The following is a 19,047-nucleotide window of genomic DNA, read 5'->3' as shown; positions in this document are numbered from 1 at the left end:
TCAGGAGCAATAATTACTTCTATCGTATTGATAGAATGATTTATCTTTTTTAACGCTAGATTTTTTTAAAACACGGATAACCGTATTGATACCCACTTTTAATACTCTTACTGTATCCCTAACTCCAGAGCCATTGATTGACATATCTACTATCTGAGCCTTGACTCCAGGCTTAGAGGCATTATTAATATATTACAGTTAAAAATATCGATTACACTGCTTGCATTGATATCTCTGTTGTTTTGAAATTGAATATCCCGCCTTTACTACTTTTTCTGTGTCGTTATAATATCTACACTTAACATCTATTCTTGATCTACACTTAACATATATTCTTGCCATAACTCCTTAACTATAATTCTCTCTTATTACTGTTTGAGGATTATAGACTATTCATGCTAAGCTGCAATACGGGGGCGCGGCCAAATTGTTAATACTGTTGGTCCTCTTAGTATTTCACATTTCGGACAATTACCTTCGGTTACGGTATCATTTAACATACAAGATGGATATTCAATTAGTGACGCCGTTCCAAAAGTTAATGAGGCTTTAAGAGAGCTACAAATGCCTGCAACCATAACAGGCAGCTTCCAAGGCGCAGCTCAAGCACTTCAGTCGTCTTTTTCCGATCTTGGCTTATTGCTCGGACTTGCCGTTATAGTTATTTATATAATTCTTGGCATGTTATATGAGAGTTTTGTACATCCTATAACAATCCTTTCGGGGCTACCTACGGCTATATTTGGAGCATTACTTACCTTGCTAATATTTAATAGCGAACTTGATATGTACGGATTTGTTGGGCTGATTATGCTAATTGGTATAGTTAAGAAAACGCTATCATGATTATTGACCTTGCTTTAGAACTTGAGAGAACCGGCAATAAATCTTCGCATGAAGCAATCTATGAAGCATATATAATAAGATTCAGACCTATTATAATGACTACCTTAGCTGCATTAATGGGAGCTATGCCCATTGCTCTTGGAGTCGGAGCAACAGGAGCAGAGCGAAGGTCGCTAGGGCTTGCCATAGTCGGTGGTCTACTCACTTCACAATTAACTTACTCTTGGTCGCCCCCCCGTATTGCAGCTTAGCATGAATAGTCTATAATCCTCAAACAGTAATAAGAGAGAATTATAGTTAAGGAGTTATGACAAGAATATATGTTAAGTGTAGATCAAGAATAGATGTTAAGTGTAGATATTATAACGACACAGAAAAAGTAGTAAAGGCGGGATATTCAATTTCAAAACAACAGAGATATCAATGCAAGCAGTGTAATCGATATTTTCAACTGTAATATATTAATAATGCCTCTAAGCCTGGAGTCAAGGCTCAGATAGTAGATATGTCAATCAATGGCTCTGGAGTTAGGGATACAGTAAGAGTATTAAAAGTGGGTATCAATACGGTTATCCGTGTTTTAAAAAAATCTAGCGTTAAAAAAGATAAATCATTCTATCAATACGATAGAAGTAATTATTGCTCCTGAAATAGATGAACAATGGTCTTATGTACAGAATAAATCCAAACAAAGATGGCTTTGATATTCTTTGGATAAGATTTTGTTAAAAGTAGTTGCTTATACTTTTGGTACGAGATGTGATAGCACATCAGAATCATTACTGAAAAAAACCGGAGGATTTTAAGGTTACTTTTTACTTTACAGATGGATGGGGAAGTTATGCTAGGTTATTAGATCCCAAAAAACACATTGTTAATAAAAAATATACTCAACGGATAGAACGGGGTAACTTAAATCTTAGAACAAGATGCAAAAGACTGACACGTAAAACAATTTGTTTTTCCAAGTCATTGGATATTCATGATAAAGTCATCGGAACTCTTATTGAACGTATAGCCTTTTAATATCCACATCTGTAAAATGGAGGTGCGACCATCAAACATTAACATTTAGTCTTCCTAAGTGATTGCTTGAACTTTATCAGTCTTTAACTATCAATTTTTATGAAAAAAAACTGAAGAAAAAGAATTGCAGAAAAAATTATATCAAAAATTATGTCTGATTGTCAAATTCCTTTTGAAAAACTAAATTTTTTTGAAAGTTTTATTGAATACTTAAAAGAATTTTATATTAAAAATAATTTAGCACAAAGTATAATGTATTTATTTATCAGTAATTTTTTTAAGCAAGATGTAGTAAAGAATGTAGATGTGAATAAATTGACTGTGTTAGGAAACTTAGAAAAAAATTAAATGATATGGAAAGTGTTTATATTAAAAGTCTAGGGGATTTAGATATTTTAAGTAACCTTGGTTACCCCACATATAATGAAATAATACCATTAGAATCAATGGAAATTCTAGGAAATAGCGAAAGCCAAGTATGACTTTCTAGATACTGTCTTAAAGTTTTAATTATAAATATAGTAAAAACATCTAGAAATTAATTTAATATATAACTAATATGTGAATAATTATAGGTTAGATTAATACTAAATATGGCTACAAAAAATAAAAAAGAAACAGTGGATACTGAAACAAAAAAATTAGCAAATTTAGTTATCAAAGAAATGGGTAGTGAAAATTTTGATTTTGATGTTTTGCAAAAAATACAGCAGACTTTCAGTACTACAAGTAAGCAAAAGCAAAGGGAAGCTTTTATAAGTTTTTTAGATAAGAAGCTTAATAAAGAGCAATTACATAAACTTAATCAAACAATAATGGAAAATGCAAATGAATTAATGCCGGATAATGATCCTAATTTCGTTTGTCGTACCCCTGATAATAAAGTTTTTCAAGAAATATTATTATTGGAAGCAAAACACTCAGGTATGAAAGCAAAATTTAATGCTAAGGGAGAATTACAACCTCTTGATGTAAAAGATATAACTCAGGAAATATTAGATCATTATCGTATTTTACAAGAAAAATTTTATCCCAAAAGAGATTATAAAGATTTGGTAGATAGTAGAATAGCCCAAAGTATTAATTTTTTATTATATGCTCCACTTTTCCGGGAATCAGAGATATATGCAAAATTAGGTTTAAAATCAGCTGAGATAGAGCAAAAAATACAAGACCCTAACGGTAAGTATGTAAAACAATTAGTAGATGCTAAAATAGGAACCAGTACACATTTTAATATCAAAAAAAAATTAGAAAATAAAGCAAATGAAAAAAAAGATACTAAAATATCTTCAATAATTGAAAAAGCAATAACAACCTTAGAGAAAGACAAAAAGGTAAATATTGAAGATAAGAGACGAGGAGAAATAAAAAGGTATTTATCTAAATCCTTAGAAGGAGCTTCTGATTATATATTAACATTCAAAAAAAATGATTTAGTAGATGTAATATATCAAGGATTGCATAAAAGACAAACTTGGTGGTCAAAGATTGTTAATTATATAGGTGTAAAATCATATTTTATTTCTAAAGAAAATCTTAAAAAAATAGGAAAAACAATAAATAGTGAAGTTAAAAATTCTCATACTCCTTTAAAGATAGAAGTGCAAGAACAGTTAAAGCAAATTTCAAAAGAGTTAAATAGATTAAATAGCCCGGAATTGCCGTCAGAGATTAAAAAGGCTCAGGCAAAATCTAAAAAACTGCCCGCTCCTCCAAAACCTGAACACCTCAAAAAAAGAAATCGCTGATTGTGATGATTTTGTTGCATGGTTTGAAAAATACAGTGTCATCGCGTGATTTATTCGGCGTTGTTGCATGGCCCGCTTTACGCTGGATTCCTGCCTTCGCAGGAATGACATTGATCCTTAAGTTGACACCAATGTACCGTTGCAGAAATGACATCAACTCCTACAATAATTTATTACTTCCCATAATATTATATCCACAATCTACATAATGAATTTCACCGGTAACACCTTTAGATAAATTACTAAATAAATATACTGCTCCTCCTCCCACATCTTCTTGAGTAGTATTACGTTTTAACGGTGCGGTTGCAGCGTGAGATTTAAGCATAGTACTAAAATCACCTATTGCACTAGATGCTAAAGTTTTGATAGGTCCTGCCGAAATAGCATTTACTCTAATGTTGTTTTCTCCCATATCGTTTGCTAGATATTTTACACTAGCCTCAAGCGCAGCTTTAGAAACCCCCATTACATTATAATTAGGTATAACTTTTTCAGCACCGTAATAAGTTAAGGTTACGATGCTCCCATTATCATTCATGAGCGGCTCAGCATGTCTTGCAAGCTCTACTAAAGAATAGCACGATATATGTAGGCTGTTCTTGAAATTTCCAAGGCTAGTATCTATGTAGCGTCCCCTTAGTTCATTCCTATCAGAAAAAGCCATACCGTGAAGTAAAAAGTCAAAAGCCCCCCATTTTTCTTTTATATCATCAAATAAATTACTAATTGATTTTGGATTTGTAACATCAAGTTCGCTAACAAAATTACAACCTATTTCCTCAGCGAGTGATTTAACTCGTTTTTCTAGCACTTCCGATTGATAAGTAAACCATAGCTCTGCCCCGTGTTTTTTAGCAAGCTGTGCAATCACCCACGATATTGACATATTATTTGCAATACCTGTAATTAAGCCTTTTTTCCCTTGTAGTAATCCTGTAGTCATTTATTTACTCGTTATATTAAAAACTTGCTGAAATGATAGCATGATGTATTATTTTGTAAATAAATTTTACTTATTTAAAATAATAAAATGTATAGATCTAAAATTATTTGCTTTTTATTCGGGATGTTAAGCGGTTTAGTTTTTGCTCCGACTTTCTTTATACCGGCATTACTAACGTTATCTTATTTATGCTATATAGTTCAAAAATCTAAAAATTGGCAAGAAGCTGCAAAACTTGGTTATTTATTCGGTTTTGGGCATTTTTTAAGTGGAATATATTGGATAAGCATCGGTGTTAGCGTTTATATTGCAGATTTTTGGTGGGCAATTCCTTTTGCGTTATTTGGTCTACCTATAGTTCTAGCTTTCTTTATATCGGCAAGTTGTATGCTTAGTTTTTTCGCTAAAAATAATAAATATTACCAATTTATATTCTGTTTATGTTGGGTATTATTTGAGTGGGTACGTTCATGGATTTTTACTGGCCTTCCCTGGAATTTAATCGGTCATGCTTTTTCGTTTTCGGATATTTTAATACAGCCTTTAAGTATAATAGGGATATATGGACTTAGTTTTATAGTTATATATATTGCCACGTCCGCTTATCCTTTATTTAGCAAGCAATTTACTAAGTTAAAAATATTACTAGCTAGTTCAATTCTAGTATTAACCGTAATTGTCATTTACGGAGCAGTAAGGCTAAGTAATAATCCTACAGATTTCACTGATATAAAAGTGCGATTAGTGCAGCCTTCGATCCCTCAAATCGAAAAATGGAATGAAGCGGAATTCTGGCATAATTTAATGCTACATATTAATTTATCAGAAAATACAGAGTCTACCGATTTAATTATTTGGTCTGAAGCAGCGTTAGTAGTGCCATTTGATGTACCGCAAGTTAAATCAGAATTATTAAAAATGTTAAATAGAGCAAATGCTACTTTAATAACAGGAGGAATTTTAGATAATAAAAAACAAGGCGATGAATTTGAGCTTTACTCAGCTATGTATTCTCTTGATAAAAACGGTCATAAATTATTTGAGTATCATAAGTCGCATTTAGTACCTTTTGGTGAATATATGCCTCTTAAAAAAATATTACCCGTTAAAAAATTAACTCATGGTTTAATTGATTATAAAGAAGGAGACGGAGGGCTTGTTTATCTTGAAAAATATAATCTAAAAATTAAACCTCTAATTTGTTATGAATCGATTTTTCCTGATTTCGTTCGGACTTCTAATGAAATTGCGGATGTAATAATCAATGTTACAAATGATGCGTGGTACGGTAAATCAAGTGGGCCATATCAACATTTTCATATCAGTAGAAGTAGAGCCGTAGAAAACGGTTTACCTATGATTAGAGTAGCCAATAACGGCATTTCAGCTATAATTGATCCTTTTGGCAGAACAATAAAAAAACTAAATCTAGATGAAATAAATTATACCCAAGGTTTAATTCCTAAAAAACTAACCTCTCCTACTATATTCTCGCAATTTGGTAATTTTACTCTTCTATTACCTATCGTTTTTATACTTTTAATTAATTATTTATTAGCCTTGATTCTTGATAACTAAAGGATTTTAGCGTCATTATATTTAATTTTTAATAAAGTTGCTTGATTAAATATAAAGTAATATATTTACTACATCTAAAGTTGAATAGACTTTACTAATAATTAATTTTTAATGATTAAATCTTATTGTTAAAATGAATGATTCAATAAAACATCCAGACAAACTCGCAAGTGAACGTTTAAAAGAACGGCGTCTTGCTGTAGGTATTAGCAAAAAAGAATTAGGGCAAGCCTTAGATATCAGTGCTCTCCAAGTTAAAAAATATGAAGAAGGTTTAAGTAATATACCTATAAGTAGGTTATATGTTTTTGCAAAAGTTTTAAATACACCTTTAAAATATTTCTTTAATAGTTCTGAAGAAGAAAAGTTAAAAACTGACGATGAAAATACTTCTAATAATAAAATTGAATATCTATTCAAAGAAATAGAAAGTGATTTCTTAAATAATATTGCTGAAAAAGAAGTGCAATATGAAAATGAAATCTCTTTTGATTATAAAGAATTATCAAGGACTATGGAAAGAGAACCTTGATCGTTAACTAGAACATTTACTAGAGTACAACATCCAAATATTAGAAAAATAATAATTGAACTTGCCAGATTAGTACCGATACCTTGTAAATAATATTTAAGTCTTCATTGACTTAGCATTGCCAAAGTATTAATTTTTGTTAAGGTTTAGTAAATTCTGAACCATTAATAATTATTAAATACATGAAGAAAGTTTATGAGTAAAAGTAAGGCTATCGAAAATAACGGTATTAGTAATACAAATATTCCAAACGGTAAATATATGACTCCAAGACCGGAGGGGGTAAAACCTAGTTGTGTAGTTATTACTTATTCTGTAAGCAAGGATATTAAGTCTGCTCGTGAAGCATTAGATGAGCGAGGTGCAAGTGTTCATTACATAATTGATAAGGATGGGACTCAAAAAGAATATCACAATGATTTAACAGATCAAGCTTTTTACGCAGGTAAAAGTAGTTGGAAAGGAGAAGTGGGTGTTAATAAGTTCGGTATCGGGGTTATGCTTATTAATAATGCAGAAAGTGTTTTTCCAAAAGAGCAAATAAAGCAATTATGTAAATTTCTTGAGGATATAAAAGTAAGATATCCGGATTTAGATTTAAAACATGATTTAGTCGGCCTTGGTGAAGTTGCAGAAAGACATGTCGCTCCTGGTAAATTTTTTTCATGGCAAGAGTTAGCAAAAAAAAGTTATGGTGAATATATTGAGACTACTGATGAACAAAGAAATAAAGTATTAGTAAGTCAAAAAGATGAAGGTGATAAAGTTGTGGATTTACAAAAAGCATTAAAAAATTATGGTTACGGAGTAGAAGTTACAGCTGCTGGGGAATTTAATCAAGAAACTACTCATTTTGCCTCAATGTTTAATACGCGTTATGATACCGGTTTACCTAATGAAGATCCTCCTGTAAACTGGACTGAAGCAAGTCAAGATGTTCTATCACAATTACTAGGGCAAGTGGTATTAGAACAAACAGAAAATGCATAGTTTGAGAAATGAATTCCTTTTTCATCTTATAAGCTTTGTTGCATAGATCAAAAAACCCGTTCGGTGTCATACCGTGACTTGACAATGGTATCTAGAAAAGCAACTTAAAGTACTAAATTTTAGTATTTTAAACTGGAACCCGCGATCAAGTTGCGGGATGACAAAGGTGGAATCAATCCACGTAACAATGTCAGGCGGGAATGATATCGAATTTATGTAACAAAGTCTCTTCATGCGAATAAAATATTTCAAGAGTTATGTAAAACAAAGCCGCTTTTTTAGGCAATGCCATTTATTGGCTATTGACACGATCTTAAAATAGTGCTAAGCCTGTAAAATTAAGAGGCTATCTCTAAATAAGTTTTAATTGGTAATTAAAGAGCTTTTTTTAGCGAAAATTATAAGGTTTTTGAAAGAATATATTTATATTTCAAAAAAATCTTATAATTTGCAGCAAATAAAAGAATTAGACTAGCCTTAAAATTTATTTACAGATAGCCTCTATGATAGAGCTTTCTTGACTATTAAGCTTCTAGTCACAGAAAGATAGATTTTTTTATCTTTACTTTATATCTCTACAATTAAAAATATTTATGATATCTTTAAAGGTTAATAGTTTAATACAAAATTGGCGTTGGCGTAGATAACTCTTCACGCTTATGGATTTTCTATATGCAAATTAAAATTTTGATTATTAAATTATAACTTACAATAGGATATTGAAATGTTTACCTCTAATATTTTTCAAAAAATTTTCTCTTTTTTATTACCTTTACTCCTAACTATTACGATTTATGCAGACCAAAAAAAAGTAGCAGTTATTGTTTCGCTTGAACATGCCGCAATGACTGAGATTATATCAGGAATTAAAGAGTCGCTAAAAGATATAGATGCAGAAATTATAGTTAAAAATACTCATGCTGATTCTAATATTTTACTTGCCCTTGTAAAGCAAATAAAAGATCAGAATATTGATGTAATAATTCCAATCGGCACGACGGCCAGCCAAACTGTTATTTCTCATATAACAAATAAACCGATTGTTTGTGCTGCAGCTATGATTAATAGTAAAAATCTACCCTTAGTTACCGGTGTTAATGATGAAATAAAAATCACGGACACAATTAGTAAATTACCTTTTTTACAGAATATCACTTTAATTTATAGCAGTAGCGAGAAAGTTATCCCTGAAGTAGAAATGTTAAAATTATATGCTGGAAAAAACAATATTTCTCTGCACACGGCAATGATACAAAATTTAAATGATATGTCGGTGACTGTAAAAAATGTTCCTAAAAATACGCAGAGTTTTATAATTTTGAAAGATCATTTAGTGGTTAGCGGGATCAATATTTTAAAGCAAGAAGCATTTAAACGCCGTATTCCGATCATCGCTTCCGATGAAGGTTCGGTAGTTAGCGGGGCGACTATTGCTGTAGGAGTGCAAGAAAAGCAAATAGGTGTAGAAGCGGGTTTAATGGCAAAAAAAATCTTGCAAGGAATAGCGCCAAAAGATATTCCGTTTGGGGATATGAACGACCTAACTTTATTTATTAACCTTAAATCATTTGTTAAGCAAGATATTCTAACTAAAGAAAATTTATCCATACTTCCTTTTACTAAAAAAGAACTTACAGAGTAGTAACATGAACATTTTAGTTACTGCTCTTGAGCAATCCTTAATAATGTTGCCACTTATTTTAGGGATGTATATAAGTTATAGGATCCTAAAAATTACCGATCTTAGCGTAGATGGTACTTATGTACTTGGTGCGGCGGTATTTGCATGCACTATTTCATTTGGGTTATTTCCAGCATTAATATTTGCCGTGATAGCGGGCGGAGTTATTGGCAGTATAGTTAGTTTTATGCAGAAAAATAACCGCATTAATGGACTTATAGCCGGCATACTTGCGAGCTTTATGCTCTATTCCGTTAATTTGCAAATTATGCAGCGTCCTAATATATCGGTTCTCGGTATGCCGACTCTGCTATCTATATTAAACATCGAAAATTGGTTAGTGCCTTTAATAATAATCAATTGCCCTATCATATTTGTAGTTATAATTTTATTGAAAGGTAAGCTTGGTTTATTTCTTCGAGCTTTTGGCTTTAATAAAGATTTATTGATTAATTTAGGAAAACCTGTCGAGCTTTACCGCGCGCTTGGTCTTAGCATAAGTAATTGTCTTGCTGCTTTAACGGGTACTTTATCGGCACAAGTAAACGGTTTTGCCGATATTAATATGGGTTTTGGGGTAGCACTAGTCGGTATCGGTGCGATTGTTATAGGACGTCATATTTTAATCCATGCTAATAATTTTAATGCGTTTAAAGAAATATTTTCCTGTTTTATAGGTATATTATTTTACTTTATTGCTCTTAGTAGTTTACTTTGGATTGGCATTGATCCTATAAACCTTAAGCTTATATTAGGGATAGTATTGTTTATTTCTTTGAGTACGGTGAGTAAGAAGTAATACTGTAATGTCATTCCCGCGTAGGCGGGAATCTAGAAAATGATCGTCACCCCGTGGCTTGACCACGGGGTCCAGTTAAAAATACTAAATTTCAGTATTCTTATTTGTTTTAATGGATACCGTGGTCAAGCCACGGTATGATACCTAGCACGTTTTTTGATTAAAAAGACAAAATTATGAAACCTTATTTATACGCAGAAAAAATACAGTTCAAAGTTAAGGAAAGAAGTGAGTCTATAATTGCTGACACTACTTTAAATATTGCTAAAGAGGAGTTTGTTGTAATACTAGGACACAACGGTAGTGGTAAGTCCACTTTAGCTAAAATACTTGCCGGTTATTTAAAGCCGACTAGCGGAAAAGTGTTTCTAGATCAAGTCAGAATCGATAAAATACCTAAATCTAAGAAAGCTTCTACCCTGGTTACGATAACACAAAAGGCTGAAGATAGGATGTTTGCCGAGTTGACCCTTGAAGAAAATATTACTTTGTGGGAAAGTAGGTTTTCTAGTAATGAACGGTTAACAAGTAGCGAGGTGTTAGAGCTTACAGGTTCGCCTAAGCGTTTTTTATCACTACTTTCACAATCGCTTGGTAAATTTTCCGGCGGAGAAAAGCAGATTATACTGCTTGCACTTAGCATAGCTCACCCGCCTAAAATATTATTTCTAGACGAGCATACGGCAAATTTAGATCCGAAAGCTTCGTATGCAGTGATGAAAAAAACAGCGGAGATTATAGAGAAGCATAAGATAACTTCCGTTATGATAACGCATAATTTGGAAGATGCCGTAAATTACGGCAAAAGGCTTATAGTACTTGATAGTGGTAAAGTAGTACTTGACTACCTAAAACCACCGGGGTTTTCTTTGAAAGAATTAAAAGAGATTTTAAATTAGAATTGAATATCTGTAGCTATCTGTCCAGCTAATGCAGTACCAAAAGAATAATCACAAATTTCATTTACTAAATTATCTCCTGCATCATCGATAATATCCTGATAAAGAAGTATGAAATTAATAAGATCCTCCTTACTTTCTCCATTATAAAGACGTACCTTTATATCAGTTGATAACGCTCCTTCTGAAGAAGAAGTTGTCGAAGCGGGTTCTACGTTGCAGGTATTACAGGTGCTGCTACCGGAGCTACTTCTTCTGGAGCCACTGCTTCACTATTACCACTAACATAATCAAAAATATGTTGTATTACCTTGTCTTTAATTTTATTCTCAATGCCATAATGTTCTAATGAGGAAATAATATCCTCTATGCTGTCACCATTCTTAAGACGTGCCTTTATATCAAAGTGCATCCATAGAAGCTTCTGATGGAACAATTGTGGTAGCTGTAGGTGCTATAGAAGTTGTTGTTGTTTGTATTGCTTCTACAGGTGCTGCTATCGAAGTTATTACTGGATTATTATCGTTAATACTATAACTCCAAATTTTTTGCATCACTACCTCAGCTACTGCCGGCTTAATAGTAGGATCGCTAAATAATATATCAATAGCTTTTCCTTATCTGATTCCCTTGTAATATAAGTATTTTTTAAATCATTAAAATATTTATCTGCACTAGAATAAATAAGTGTTTGATCTACTTGCATCACTGTAATTAACATTTTTTTAATTTTTTCTGTAGGTGCATAATCCAAAGGTTTTTTCCTTCCGCATCTTCAATATGAACAGAATGTCCTTGTTGAATCAAAAGTGAAATAAGCTTTTCATTCCCTTCTTTTACTGTGTTATGTAAAATTGTGCTTCCATCCGGAAGTTTTTCATCAATATTGTTTCTTGGCATATAAATATCCTTTTTGAGTTTTAATATTATCTTGTCGCGTGAGCATTATTCGCGATATTTTCAATTTCTGCAAACTAAATATTAATTTTTTAATTAATGATTAACAAATTTAATGTTTGTGAAAATGTCATTTTTGTGGAAGCACTTGCGTGTCAACTTAAGGAAAATGTCATACCGTGACCCCTCCAGGGGTATCCAGAAAAAATAAAAAAAAGACTGGATTCCGCTACAAGCTCGCAGGATGACAGCGTCAAATTGATCCACGCAACAATGCCACGCGAGAATGACATAAAACGATCCATGCAACGATTCCCGTTTATAACGGGAACGTGCAGAGTAGAGGCGGGGTTACTTTAACTTGGAAGTTCAATTAAACTAACCTCGTCATTTTGAATAATAGATTTCTGAAATAATATCTCTTCTATCGCATTTAAAGTACCAATATCTCCTGCGTGCGAAACTTCGTATACTAAGCTATTTTTAACTTCTTGGTTTAAACCTACTAATTCACCGGCCCAAAATTTCATAGTTTTGATCCCGAATGGGATTAAAGAAGTTACTTTTCCCCATATTGCATGTTTCGTCTCTTTTTGACATAAAGTGGCTGTCTCTAATAGCTCTTTAGCTTCCGACGTTAGCAGCGGCTCGAGTGTCATTAATAGTTCCACTGCTTTTTACGTTGACTCTGACAAGAGTTTGAAAAAGCCTTCTCTTGTTCGTTTAAGTATTTTTGCTGTTCTAGAAGAAAGTTTTTATATAAAGTTGGAGCGGTTTGAGAATTCTCGTTTTGTATTTCTCGCAAATTTGGTAATATTTTTTTCTTCTAATGTATGGCAAAGTGGGTCGTGCCCCCGTATTGCAGCTTAGCATGAATAGTCTATAATCCTCAAACAGTAATAAGAGAGAATTATAGTTAAGGAGTTATGGCAAGAATAGATGTTAAGTGTAGATCAAGAATAGATGTTAAGTGTAGATATTATAACGACACAGAAAAAGTAGTAAAGGCGGGATATTCAATTTCAAAACAACAGAGATATCAATGCAAGCAGTGTAATCGATATTTTTAACTGTAATATATTAATAATGCCTCTAAGCCTGGAGTCAAGACTCAGATAGTAGATATGTCAATCAATGGCTCTGGAGTTAGGGATACAGTAAGAGTATTAAAAGTGGGTATCAATACGGTTATCCGTGTTTTAAAAAAATCTAGCGTTAAAAAAGATAAATCATTCTATCAATACGATAGAAGTAATTATTGCTCCTGAAATAGATGAACAATGGTCTTATGTACAGAATAAATCCAAACAAAGATGGCTTTGATATTCTTTGGATAAGATTTTGTTAAAAGTAGTTGCTTATACTTTTGGTACGAGATGTGATAGCACATCAGAATCATTACTGAAAAAAACCGGAGGATTTTAAGGTTACTTTTTACTTTACAGATGGATGGGGAAGTTATGCTAGGTTATTAGATCCCAAAAAACACATTGTTAGTAAAAAATATACTCAACGGATAGAACGGGGTAACTTAAATCTTAGAACAAGATGCAAAAGACTGACACGTAAAACAATTTGTTTTTCCAAGTCATTGGATATTCATGATAAAGTCATCGGAACTCTTATTGAACGTATAGCCTTTTAATATCCACATCTGTAAAATGGAGGTGCGACCAGCCGGTCTAACATGACTATATCTACTTGTTTATAATGCCCCATAGATTTTTTATTTATGAATAGCTTTAGATTATTCATATCAAATTTAGCAACAATATTTTGATTTTTATCCTATGTTAAAAATTTAGATGTTAAGAATTTTGCAAGTTTATTTAGTTTATTATGTTTGAGTTGTGCGTTGATTGTGGTGTTTGCGTAATTTTCTGTATGACGAAAATGCAAAATAGTAAAATCGTTGGTAAAATATAGTAAATTATCATTCGTACTTAAAATTGAGTGTAAGTTATCCATGCTTGTTAATTCCTCCTCTTTCATTATAAAAAGGGATCATGTAATATAGAGAGTACTAAGAGTGGTATTTTGTTTCAAGGCATCCACTATTTCTTGTAGTTCTTGTGTCGTTAGTTGTCCTCCTTGAAAGTCTATAAAGGTAAGAGTGTTATTTCTTCCTATGACTCCTGCTATTTGTTTAATGTTTCCAATCCAAAGAGTTATAGAGTCTAGAGTAGTATTTTTTTCTAAAGATTCAAAAAAAACCTCCGATATTTCATTGGGAACAGAAAATAAGAGATTAAGAGAATTAAGAGTTTGGTTTTCGTTTAAAACTGTAGCAAGGCCGTCCATTAGAACTAAGTCAGCACCTTCCTCAGAGCCCCGCCTGCTGTAACGCCAAAATGTTTAAGCCCTGTATTTATCCTCAAGCATTCAGTTAATTTTTCTGTACCCACTTTTGTTAGATATTTAGCCATTTTAAATGAGGCAAGAGTAGTATTGGTTGCTAAAGCTTGACTGAATAGCGTCATAGAGTCGTCATTTTTCATAACGCTAGAATCGATTACAAGATGCTTAAGAGATTTATTTGTTTTTAAGACATCTACTAATTCCGCTACTTCCATCCCATCTCCATAAACTGAAAAAGAAGTAATAGATGTGCTTGTTGCTAAAGCTTTCAATAATTCAGACACTGCCGGTGAATGTGCCTGGTTAGCATAAAAATAAAGTGATGTTATAGTAGTATTTGCTTTGAAAATTTCAGAAAACTTTGTTCCTTCAGACTTACATTTGATCTCACTTCTAAAAGAAGTAATAGATTTATTGTTTTTTTAAAGCTGCTGCTAATTCTGTTATTGCTTTAGGATCAGGCTTAAATGATGAATAAATCGAAAAATCAAATGACCTAATAGTAGTGTTGTGAGATAGAACCGGCGCTAAATCTCTTATCATATCAGTTATTTTGCTATCCGATATATTGTTGTCGCCAACGTTAAAAGAAGGAATATACGCGTTGTAACTGTCGGACTTGGTAAATAGAATAGAAAGTAAAGAATGATCTTTTTCTAAACTTTCAATATGTTGTTTAAGGCCGTATTTTTCAAAAAAAGTTTATTAGCGAATCATTATTTTCTGTGTACATATATTAAAAATCCTTAATAAATTATTTTTACTTAAAGATTTAGTAATATATAAGTAATGGCAATTAAGTCAAAGAAAAATAAAATAAGCTGTTACTTTTTAACTATCTATTAGTTTTTTGGATAGGGCTCCTATGTCATACCTGCGCTCGCCTATGTCATTCTCGCGTAGGCTGGAATCTAGAAAAAAGCGAGATAAATTGAGCTTTTAATTTTTAAAGCTTATTGTGTTTATATTTTTTAGTGACTGGATTCCCGTTTCCGCGAGGATGACATAAGAGTCATCCAACAAGGTCGGTAAAACCAAACTATGAGTAAGCAGATTAAAAGAGCGATATTTAAGAGTAGATTATACTCTGTCATAGAAATACCGAAGATTTTGATGGCAGGTTTCGTGCAGGAAGTGATTGGCTGAGAGTAGAACATTTGCTTGATATGCTGGATGGATAGACCTTTCGGGATACGGATCATTGATGAACAAAGGCTACTGGGTTGTACTATGCCTCTTTCTACGAAGCTATGATATGTTGATAATATACAAGAGCTAAGAATAGTTAAGAAGATAAATATCAAAGTATATTTGCTTAATTGTCTAATGATTAGAGCAGTTAAGCAGATTTTTATTAAAGTTAAATATGGAAATCTTTCGTAAACGCATAAAGGGCAGGGGGTATAATGGAATATATATTCAGCAATATAAGCAGTAGCAAGTGCTATTATAGAAATTGCAATCAGCCCTAAATGTAGGACTTTATAACTATCTTTTCTGATGTAATTTATGATAGAGTGAAAGAACATGGGCCCTAAGATTATGTTTAAGTATTCTATGTCGTTTTTGCTTTCTTGATGTCATTCCCGCGAAAGCGTGAACCCAGCACTTTAAAGCTTTTTAAAAACTCAATTTATCTCGTCTTATCCTAGATTCCCGCTTTCGCGGGAATGACATAAGGGGCCGACGGGAATGACAATTAAATTTTACAAATAAATAAATTTAGTATATTGTTACTGATTATTAATTAAAGTGCAAGAAAAATAAAATGTCGGAAATTTGGGAAGATGCTATTAAGTCAAATTCTTGGCCTTTTCTAGAAGCTAAAAAGATATTAGACAGCTTAAATGGTAAAGCTCCTGAAAAAGGCTATGTATTATTTGAAACGGGTTACGGCCCTTCAGGCTTGCCTCATATCGGTACTTTTGGTGAAAATGCTCGTATGGTAATGGCGCAGAAAGCGTTTGAACAATTATCCGATATCCCGACTAAACTAATCTGCTTTTCTGATGATATGGACGGGCTTCGTAAAGTGCCAAGTAACATACCGAATCCTGAAATGATAGCGCAGTATTTGGATATGCCGCTTACCTCCATTCCTGATCCGTTCAAGGAATGTGAAAGCTATGGGCATTATATGAATGCAAAACTTCGCTCATTCCTTGATAAATTTGGTTTTGAGTATGAATTTTACAGTAGTACCGAAGTGTATAAAGCCGGCAAGTTTGATGAGATGCTGATAAAGGTGCTTGAGAAATATGACGAGATAATGGAGCTGATGCTCCCGACTTTTAGAGAGGAGAGAAAAGCTACATATTCGCCTTTTATGCCTATATGTCCGAAAACAGGTAAAGTACTGCAAGTACCTATAGAGAAGTGGGATGCTAAAGCGGGAACTGTTACCTATAAAGACAAAGACGGTAATTATGTAGAAGTACCGGTAACAAGAGGGTATTGTAAATTGCAGTGGAAGCCGGATTTTGGTATGCGTTGGGCAGCTCTTAAGGTTGATTACGAGATGTACGGTAAAGATCATTTGGCAAATGGCAGAATTTACTCAGAAATTTGCCGAATCCTAGGCGGCAAGCCGCCGGTGCAGTTATGTTATGAGTTATTCTTAGATGAGAACGGTGAGAAAATTTCGAAATCAAAAGGTAACAGTATTAGTGTTGATGACTGGCTTAAATATGCTCCTGTTGAAAGTATGGCATTATTTATGTACCAAAATCCGACTAGAGCTAAGCGCTTGTTTTTTGATGTAATTCCTAAAAATGTCGATGAATATATTACTTTTAATCAGAAATATCATTTGGAAGAAGATAGGTCAAAGCGTTTTGCAAATCCCGTTTATCACATCCATCATGGAAATGTGCCAAAAATTGAGACTTTTGGAATTACTTATTCGTTGCTTTTAAATCTTACTTCCGCGTGTAACCCTTCAGATAAATCGGTGCTTTGGGGCTTTATTAGCAAATATGAGCCAAAAGCAACTCCAAATACCAGCCCTTATCTTGACCATTTAGCAGAATTTGCTATAAGATATTATAATGACTTTATTAAAGCACATAAATCATATTTAGTCGTTTCCGAAAAGCATAAGGCTATCTTACAGGATATTTTAAGTATGTTATCTGATATATCTGAGCAGACAGAAGCAGAGGCGATTCAAAAAGCAATATACGATATAGGAATGAAAGCAGGATATGAAAATTTGCGTAATTACTTCAAAGATCTATATCGGATATTGCTAGGACAGAATGAAGGACCAAGACTTGGGACTTTTATAAAGCTTTACGGGGTGCAGGAAATGAAGAAGCTGGTTGAAGGGAAATTGTAGGGTTATACCGTGGCTTATACTTGCGTTGCTATGTCATTCTTGCAACCATTTATGTCATTCCTGCGAAAGCAGTAATCCATAAACTAAAAAACAAAGATGTATTGGGTATATATTATGCTCTAATAAGTAGGGTACTTTATATATTGGTATTACTAATAATATGATACGTCGTGCTTGTGAACATAAACAAAAAATAATAAAAGATTTTATCTCAAAGTATAATATTACAAAACTTGTTTATACAGAAGAGTCTACTGATATTAAAGAAACGCTTACTAGAGAAAAAAACTTAAAAAAATGGAAGCGTAGTTGAAAAATAGAACTGATTGAAAAAACTAATCCTGAGCGGAAAGATTTAATTGAGTAGTTTTATAGATTCCTGCTTTCGCAGGAATGACATATAGAACCCCGGTATGACATTATTAACAAATGAATGAAATTTTTTATAGTACGTTACCTATTTTTTTAATTACGCTTCTTGGTAGTATTATCAAAAATAAATGGTTAACTTCGGAAGAATTTTGGCGTGGTATTGAAAAATTATCGTATTTTGTACTATTTCCCGCCATGCTATTTAATTACGTATCTACTGCCGACTTAAGTGTTGCATCGATAATTAAGTTAGTAGTAGCTCTTATTATCTCTACTATCCTTGTATCAATTGGTCTTATAATTTACCAAAAAAAATATAAAGTAGATAAAGTCCAATTTACTTCCATCTTTCAAGGCTCAATTCGTTATAATAGCTATATTTTTTTTGGGGTAAGTAGCCCGTTACTTGGTCCTAGTGGGCTTTCCATCGTCGCCGTTATTTCTTCCTATATGATTATTTTTACCAATATTTTATCGGCAATGATTTTCGCTTATTATATCCCTAATAAATCCGTCACTAATACTATTAAAACTAGTTTTGTTTTAATGATGAAATTAATTGTGCGTAATCCGTTAATTATCGCAAGTTTAGTAGGATTCGTTTTTAATTACTCAAATCTTGAATTACATTTAGGGCTTAAAAAAACCTTAGATAGCCTTTCAAATGCCGCTTTAGCTATCGGTATGTTAAATGTCGGGGCAGGGCTTAATTTTACCATTAGACAAGAGCTTTTACATAATGTAATGTTTACAAGCTTTGTTAAATTAGTTGCGTTTCCATTAGTTAGCGTAGTAGTACTATGGTTAATGTCAATTGAGGGAATAGATAGATCGGTAGGAATATTATATAGCTGTCTTCCATGCGCAAGCACGGCTTATGTTTTATCTCGTCAGCTTGATGGCGATCCTGATTCTATGGCGTCGATTATAACATTTACTACTTTTTTCTCGGTAGTTACTATATCAATTATTATGTATATAATGGGGTGAAAAATGTCATTCCCGCGAAGGCGGGAATCCAGGGTAAAGCGAGAT

24 protein-coding genes and 4 pseudogenes are annotated in these 19,047 nt (G+C 32.7%); 19 read left to right on the top strand and 9 right to left on the bottom strand.

Annotated elements, in window-relative coordinates; all coding sequences use genetic code 11:
* Positions 1 to 144, bottom strand: a complete 144-nt coding sequence (locus AAGD46_RS09315) for an IS1-like element transposase (RefSeq protein ID WP_341786690.1) — start codon at positions 142 to 144, stop codon at positions 1 to 3.
* Between the two features lie 279 nt (positions 145 to 423).
* Between AAGD46_RS09315 and AAGD46_RS05355 the strand changes: the two are divergent.
* From AAGD46_RS05355 to AAGD46_RS05335, 7 genes and pseudogenes are all read left to right on the top strand, one after another.
* Positions 424 to 1,097, top strand: a pseudogene (locus tag AAGD46_RS05355) (efflux RND transporter permease subunit); the annotation flags it as partial.
* Positions 1,098 to 1,351: 254 nt separating this feature from the next.
* A complete protein-coding gene (locus AAGD46_RS09310; protein ID WP_341786690.1) occupies positions 1,352 to 1,495 on the top strand; it encodes an IS1-like element transposase in 144 nt (47 codons plus the stop codon).
* The gene (locus AAGD46_RS09305) at positions 1,452 to 1,550 is read left to right on the top strand and encodes an IS1 family transposase (RefSeq protein WP_410525956.1); all 99 of its coding nucleotides are present in this window, start codon (positions 1,452 to 1,454) and stop codon (positions 1,548 to 1,550) included. Before AAGD46_RS09310 ends, AAGD46_RS09305 begins: the two co-directional genes overlap by 44 nt.
* Positions 1,551 to 1,707: 157 nt before the next feature.
* A pseudogene (locus AAGD46_RS09300) lies at positions 1,708 to 1,803 on the top strand (IS1 family transposase); the annotation flags it as partial.
* A gap of 219 nt (positions 1,804 to 2,022) precedes the next feature.
* The gene (locus AAGD46_RS05345) at positions 2,023 to 2,220 is read left to right on the top strand and encodes a hypothetical protein (RefSeq protein ID WP_341786828.1); all 198 of its coding nucleotides are present in this window, start codon (positions 2,023 to 2,025) and stop codon (positions 2,218 to 2,220) included.
* Positions 2,221 to 2,225: 5 nt separating this feature from the next.
* The gene (locus tag AAGD46_RS05340) at positions 2,226 to 2,354 is read left to right on the top strand and encodes a hypothetical protein (RefSeq protein WP_341786827.1); all 129 of its coding nucleotides are present in this window, start codon (positions 2,226 to 2,228) and stop codon (positions 2,352 to 2,354) included.
* 111 nt (positions 2,355 to 2,465) lie between these two features.
* Positions 2,466 to 3,623, top strand: coding sequence for a DUF5410 domain-containing protein (locus AAGD46_RS05335; RefSeq protein WP_341786825.1), 1,158 nt, complete (start codon positions 2,466 to 2,468; stop codon positions 3,621 to 3,623).
* A gap of 160 nt (positions 3,624 to 3,783) precedes the next feature.
* Here the strand turns inward: AAGD46_RS05335 and fabI are convergent, their stop codons facing one another.
* On the bottom strand, positions 3,784 to 4,569 hold the full coding sequence (fabI, locus tag AAGD46_RS05330) for an enoyl-ACP reductase FabI (RefSeq protein ID WP_341786824.1): 786 nt from the start codon (positions 4,567 to 4,569) through the stop codon (positions 3,784 to 3,786).
* Between the two features lie 87 nt (positions 4,570 to 4,656).
* Between fabI and lnt the strand changes: the two genes are divergently transcribed.
* The 6 genes from lnt (at position 4,657) to AAGD46_RS05300 (ending at position 11,048) form a co-directional block, all read left to right on the top strand.
* On the top strand, positions 4,657 to 6,147 hold the full coding sequence (gene lnt, locus AAGD46_RS05325; protein ID WP_341786823.1) for an apolipoprotein N-acyltransferase: 1,491 nt from the start codon (positions 4,657 to 4,659) through the stop codon (positions 6,145 to 6,147).
* Positions 6,148 to 6,280: 133 nt separating this feature from the next.
* Positions 6,281 to 6,679, top strand: coding sequence for a helix-turn-helix transcriptional regulator (locus tag AAGD46_RS05320; RefSeq protein WP_341786822.1), 399 nt, complete (start codon positions 6,281 to 6,283; stop codon positions 6,677 to 6,679).
* Positions 6,680 to 6,874: 195 nt separating this feature from the next.
* The gene (locus tag AAGD46_RS05315; protein ID WP_341786821.1) at positions 6,875 to 7,669 is read left to right on the top strand and encodes an N-acetylmuramoyl-L-alanine amidase; all 795 of its coding nucleotides are present in this window, start codon (positions 6,875 to 6,877) and stop codon (positions 7,667 to 7,669) included.
* A 724-nt stretch (positions 7,670 to 8,393) separates the two neighbouring features.
* Positions 8,394 to 9,311 (top strand): ABC transporter substrate binding protein, encoded by a 918-nt coding sequence (locus AAGD46_RS05310; protein WP_341786820.1) that lies wholly within the window; start codon positions 8,394 to 8,396, stop codon positions 9,309 to 9,311.
* A 4-nt stretch (positions 9,312 to 9,315) separates the two neighbouring features.
* Entirely contained in the window at positions 9,316 to 10,149 is an 834-nt protein-coding gene (locus AAGD46_RS05305; RefSeq protein WP_341786819.1) for an ABC transporter permease subunit, read from the top strand.
* Positions 10,150 to 10,325: 176 nt separating this feature from the next.
* On the top strand, positions 10,326 to 11,048 hold the full coding sequence (locus tag AAGD46_RS05300; protein ID WP_341786818.1) for an ATP-binding cassette domain-containing protein: 723 nt from the start codon (positions 10,326 to 10,328) through the stop codon (positions 11,046 to 11,048).
* A 211-nt stretch (positions 11,049 to 11,259) separates the two neighbouring features.
* On the opposite strand, the gene AAGD46_RS05295 is transcribed toward AAGD46_RS05300, so the two are convergent.
* From AAGD46_RS05295 to AAGD46_RS05280, 4 genes are all read right to left on the bottom strand, one after another.
* On the bottom strand, positions 11,260 to 11,460 hold the full coding sequence (locus AAGD46_RS05295; RefSeq protein ID WP_341786817.1) for a hypothetical protein: 201 nt from the start codon (positions 11,458 to 11,460) through the stop codon (positions 11,260 to 11,262).
* Positions 11,450 to 11,602 (bottom strand): hypothetical protein, encoded by a 153-nt coding sequence (locus AAGD46_RS05290; protein ID WP_341786816.1) that lies wholly within the window; start codon positions 11,600 to 11,602, stop codon positions 11,450 to 11,452. The genes AAGD46_RS05295 and AAGD46_RS05290 overlap by 11 nt, the downstream gene beginning before the upstream one ends.
* A 160-nt stretch (positions 11,603 to 11,762) precedes the next feature.
* Positions 11,763 to 11,948 (bottom strand): ankyrin repeat domain-containing protein, encoded by a 186-nt coding sequence (locus AAGD46_RS05285; protein WP_341786815.1) that lies wholly within the window; start codon positions 11,946 to 11,948, stop codon positions 11,763 to 11,765.
* Between the two features lie 353 nt (positions 11,949 to 12,301).
* Positions 12,302 to 12,616 (bottom strand): hypothetical protein, encoded by a 315-nt coding sequence (locus tag AAGD46_RS05280; RefSeq protein ID WP_341786814.1) that lies wholly within the window; start codon positions 12,614 to 12,616, stop codon positions 12,302 to 12,304.
* A gap of 453 nt (positions 12,617 to 13,069) precedes the next feature.
* On the opposite strand from AAGD46_RS05280, the gene AAGD46_RS09295 reads away from it, so the two are divergent.
* The 3 genes and pseudogenes from AAGD46_RS09295 to AAGD46_RS09285 form a co-directional block, all read left to right on the top strand.
* Positions 13,070 to 13,213, top strand: coding sequence for an IS1-like element transposase (locus tag AAGD46_RS09295; RefSeq protein ID WP_341786690.1), 144 nt, complete (start codon positions 13,070 to 13,072; stop codon positions 13,211 to 13,213).
* Entirely contained in the window at positions 13,170 to 13,268 is a 99-nt protein-coding gene (locus AAGD46_RS09290) for an IS1 family transposase (RefSeq protein ID WP_410525956.1), read from the top strand. Before AAGD46_RS09295 ends, AAGD46_RS09290 begins: the two co-directional genes overlap by 44 nt.
* A 157-nt stretch (positions 13,269 to 13,425) precedes the next feature.
* A pseudogene (locus AAGD46_RS09285) lies at positions 13,426 to 13,590 on the top strand (IS1 family transposase); the annotation flags it as partial.
* A gap of 359 nt (positions 13,591 to 13,949) precedes the next feature.
* On the opposite strand, the gene AAGD46_RS05270 reads toward AAGD46_RS09285, so the two are convergent.
* The 3 genes from AAGD46_RS05270 to AAGD46_RS05260 all read right to left on the bottom strand — a co-directional run bounded on the left by AAGD46_RS05270 (position 13,950) and on the right by AAGD46_RS05260 (position 15,832).
* Positions 13,950 to 14,246, bottom strand: a complete 297-nt coding sequence (locus tag AAGD46_RS05270) for a hypothetical protein (protein WP_341786812.1) — start codon at positions 14,244 to 14,246, stop codon at positions 13,950 to 13,952.
* Between the two features lie 5 nt (positions 14,247 to 14,251).
* Complete coding sequence (locus AAGD46_RS05265; protein ID WP_341786811.1) at positions 14,252 to 14,587, bottom strand: hypothetical protein; 336 nt, start codon at positions 14,585 to 14,587, stop codon at positions 14,252 to 14,254.
* A 687-nt stretch (positions 14,588 to 15,274) separates the two neighbouring features.
* Positions 15,275 to 15,832, bottom strand: coding sequence for a disulfide bond formation protein B (locus tag AAGD46_RS05260; protein ID WP_341786809.1), 558 nt, complete (start codon positions 15,830 to 15,832; stop codon positions 15,275 to 15,277).
* Between the two features lie 239 nt (positions 15,833 to 16,071).
* On the opposite strand from AAGD46_RS05260, the gene AAGD46_RS05255 reads away from it, so the two are divergent.
* The 3 genes and pseudogenes from AAGD46_RS05255 to AAGD46_RS05245 all read left to right on the top strand — a co-directional run bounded on the left by AAGD46_RS05255 (position 16,072) and on the right by AAGD46_RS05245 (position 19,002).
* On the top strand, positions 16,072 to 17,640 hold the full coding sequence (locus tag AAGD46_RS05255; protein WP_341786808.1) for a lysine--tRNA ligase: 1,569 nt from the start codon (positions 16,072 to 16,074) through the stop codon (positions 17,638 to 17,640).
* A gap of 96 nt (positions 17,641 to 17,736) precedes the next feature.
* Positions 17,737 to 17,953, top strand: a pseudogene (locus tag AAGD46_RS05250) (GIY-YIG nuclease family protein).
* A gap of 116 nt (positions 17,954 to 18,069) precedes the next feature.
* Positions 18,070 to 19,002 (top strand): AEC family transporter, encoded by a 933-nt coding sequence (locus AAGD46_RS05245; RefSeq protein WP_341786807.1) that lies wholly within the window; start codon positions 18,070 to 18,072, stop codon positions 19,000 to 19,002.
* Positions 19,003 to 19,047: the final 45 nt, after the last annotated feature.

This window comes from Rickettsia endosymbiont of Cantharis rufa (assembly GCF_964026445.1).
Classification (GTDB): Bacteria; Pseudomonadota; Alphaproteobacteria; order Rickettsiales; family Rickettsiaceae; genus Rickettsia.
Note: the sequence above shows the minus strand (reverse complement) of the source record. Positions and strands in the feature narration are given on the sequence as shown.

Coding starts and splice junctions, on each gene's coding strand:
- AAGD46_RS09315 (WP_341786690.1), bottom strand. CDS start 144: ATGTCAATCAATGGCTCTGGAGTTAGGGATACAGTAAGAGTATTAAAA.
- AAGD46_RS09310 (WP_341786690.1), top strand. CDS start 1,352: ATGTCAATCAATGGCTCTGGAGTTAGGGATACAGTAAGAGTATTAAAA.
- AAGD46_RS05345 (WP_341786828.1), top strand. CDS start 2,023: ATGTCTGATTGTCAAATTCCTTTTGAAAAACTAAATTTTTTTGAAAGT.
- AAGD46_RS05340 (WP_341786827.1), top strand. CDS start 2,226: ATGGAAAGTGTTTATATTAAAAGTCTAGGGGATTTAGATATTTTAAGT.
- AAGD46_RS05335 (WP_341786825.1), top strand. CDS start 2,466: ATGGCTACAAAAAATAAAAAAGAAACAGTGGATACTGAAACAAAAAAA.
- fabI (WP_341786824.1), bottom strand. CDS start 4,569: ATGACTACAGGATTACTACAAGGGAAAAAAGGCTTAATTACAGGTATT.
- lnt (WP_341786823.1), top strand. CDS start 4,657: ATGTATAGATCTAAAATTATTTGCTTTTTATTCGGGATGTTAAGCGGT.
- AAGD46_RS05320 (WP_341786822.1), top strand. CDS start 6,281: ATGAATGATTCAATAAAACATCCAGACAAACTCGCAAGTGAACGTTTA.
- AAGD46_RS05315 (WP_341786821.1), top strand. CDS start 6,875: ATGAGTAAAAGTAAGGCTATCGAAAATAACGGTATTAGTAATACAAAT.
- AAGD46_RS05310 (WP_341786820.1), top strand. CDS start 8,394: ATGTTTACCTCTAATATTTTTCAAAAAATTTTCTCTTTTTTATTACCT.
- AAGD46_RS05305 (WP_341786819.1), top strand. CDS start 9,316: ATGAACATTTTAGTTACTGCTCTTGAGCAATCCTTAATAATGTTGCCA.
- AAGD46_RS05300 (WP_341786818.1), top strand. CDS start 10,326: ATGAAACCTTATTTATACGCAGAAAAAATACAGTTCAAAGTTAAGGAA.
- AAGD46_RS05295 (WP_341786817.1), bottom strand. CDS start 11,460: ATGCACTTTGATATAAAGGCACGTCTTAAGAATGGTGACAGCATAGAG.
- AAGD46_RS05290 (WP_341786816.1), bottom strand. CDS start 11,602: ATGCAAAAAATTTGGAGTTATAGTATTAACGATAATAATCCAGTAATA.
- AAGD46_RS05285 (WP_341786815.1), bottom strand. CDS start 11,948: ATGCCAAGAAACAATATTGATGAAAAACTTCCGGATGGAAGCACAATT.
- AAGD46_RS09295 (WP_341786690.1), top strand. CDS start 13,070: ATGTCAATCAATGGCTCTGGAGTTAGGGATACAGTAAGAGTATTAAAA.
- AAGD46_RS05270 (WP_341786812.1), bottom strand. CDS start 14,246: ATGGACGGCCTTGCTACAGTTTTAAACGAAAACCAAACTCTTAATTCT.
- AAGD46_RS05260 (WP_341786809.1), bottom strand. CDS start 15,832: ATGTTCTTTCACTCTATCATAAATTACATCAGAAAAGATAGTTATAAA.
- AAGD46_RS05255 (WP_341786808.1), top strand. CDS start 16,072: ATGTCGGAAATTTGGGAAGATGCTATTAAGTCAAATTCTTGGCCTTTT.
- AAGD46_RS05245 (WP_341786807.1), top strand. CDS start 18,070: ATGAATGAAATTTTTTATAGTACGTTACCTATTTTTTTAATTACGCTT.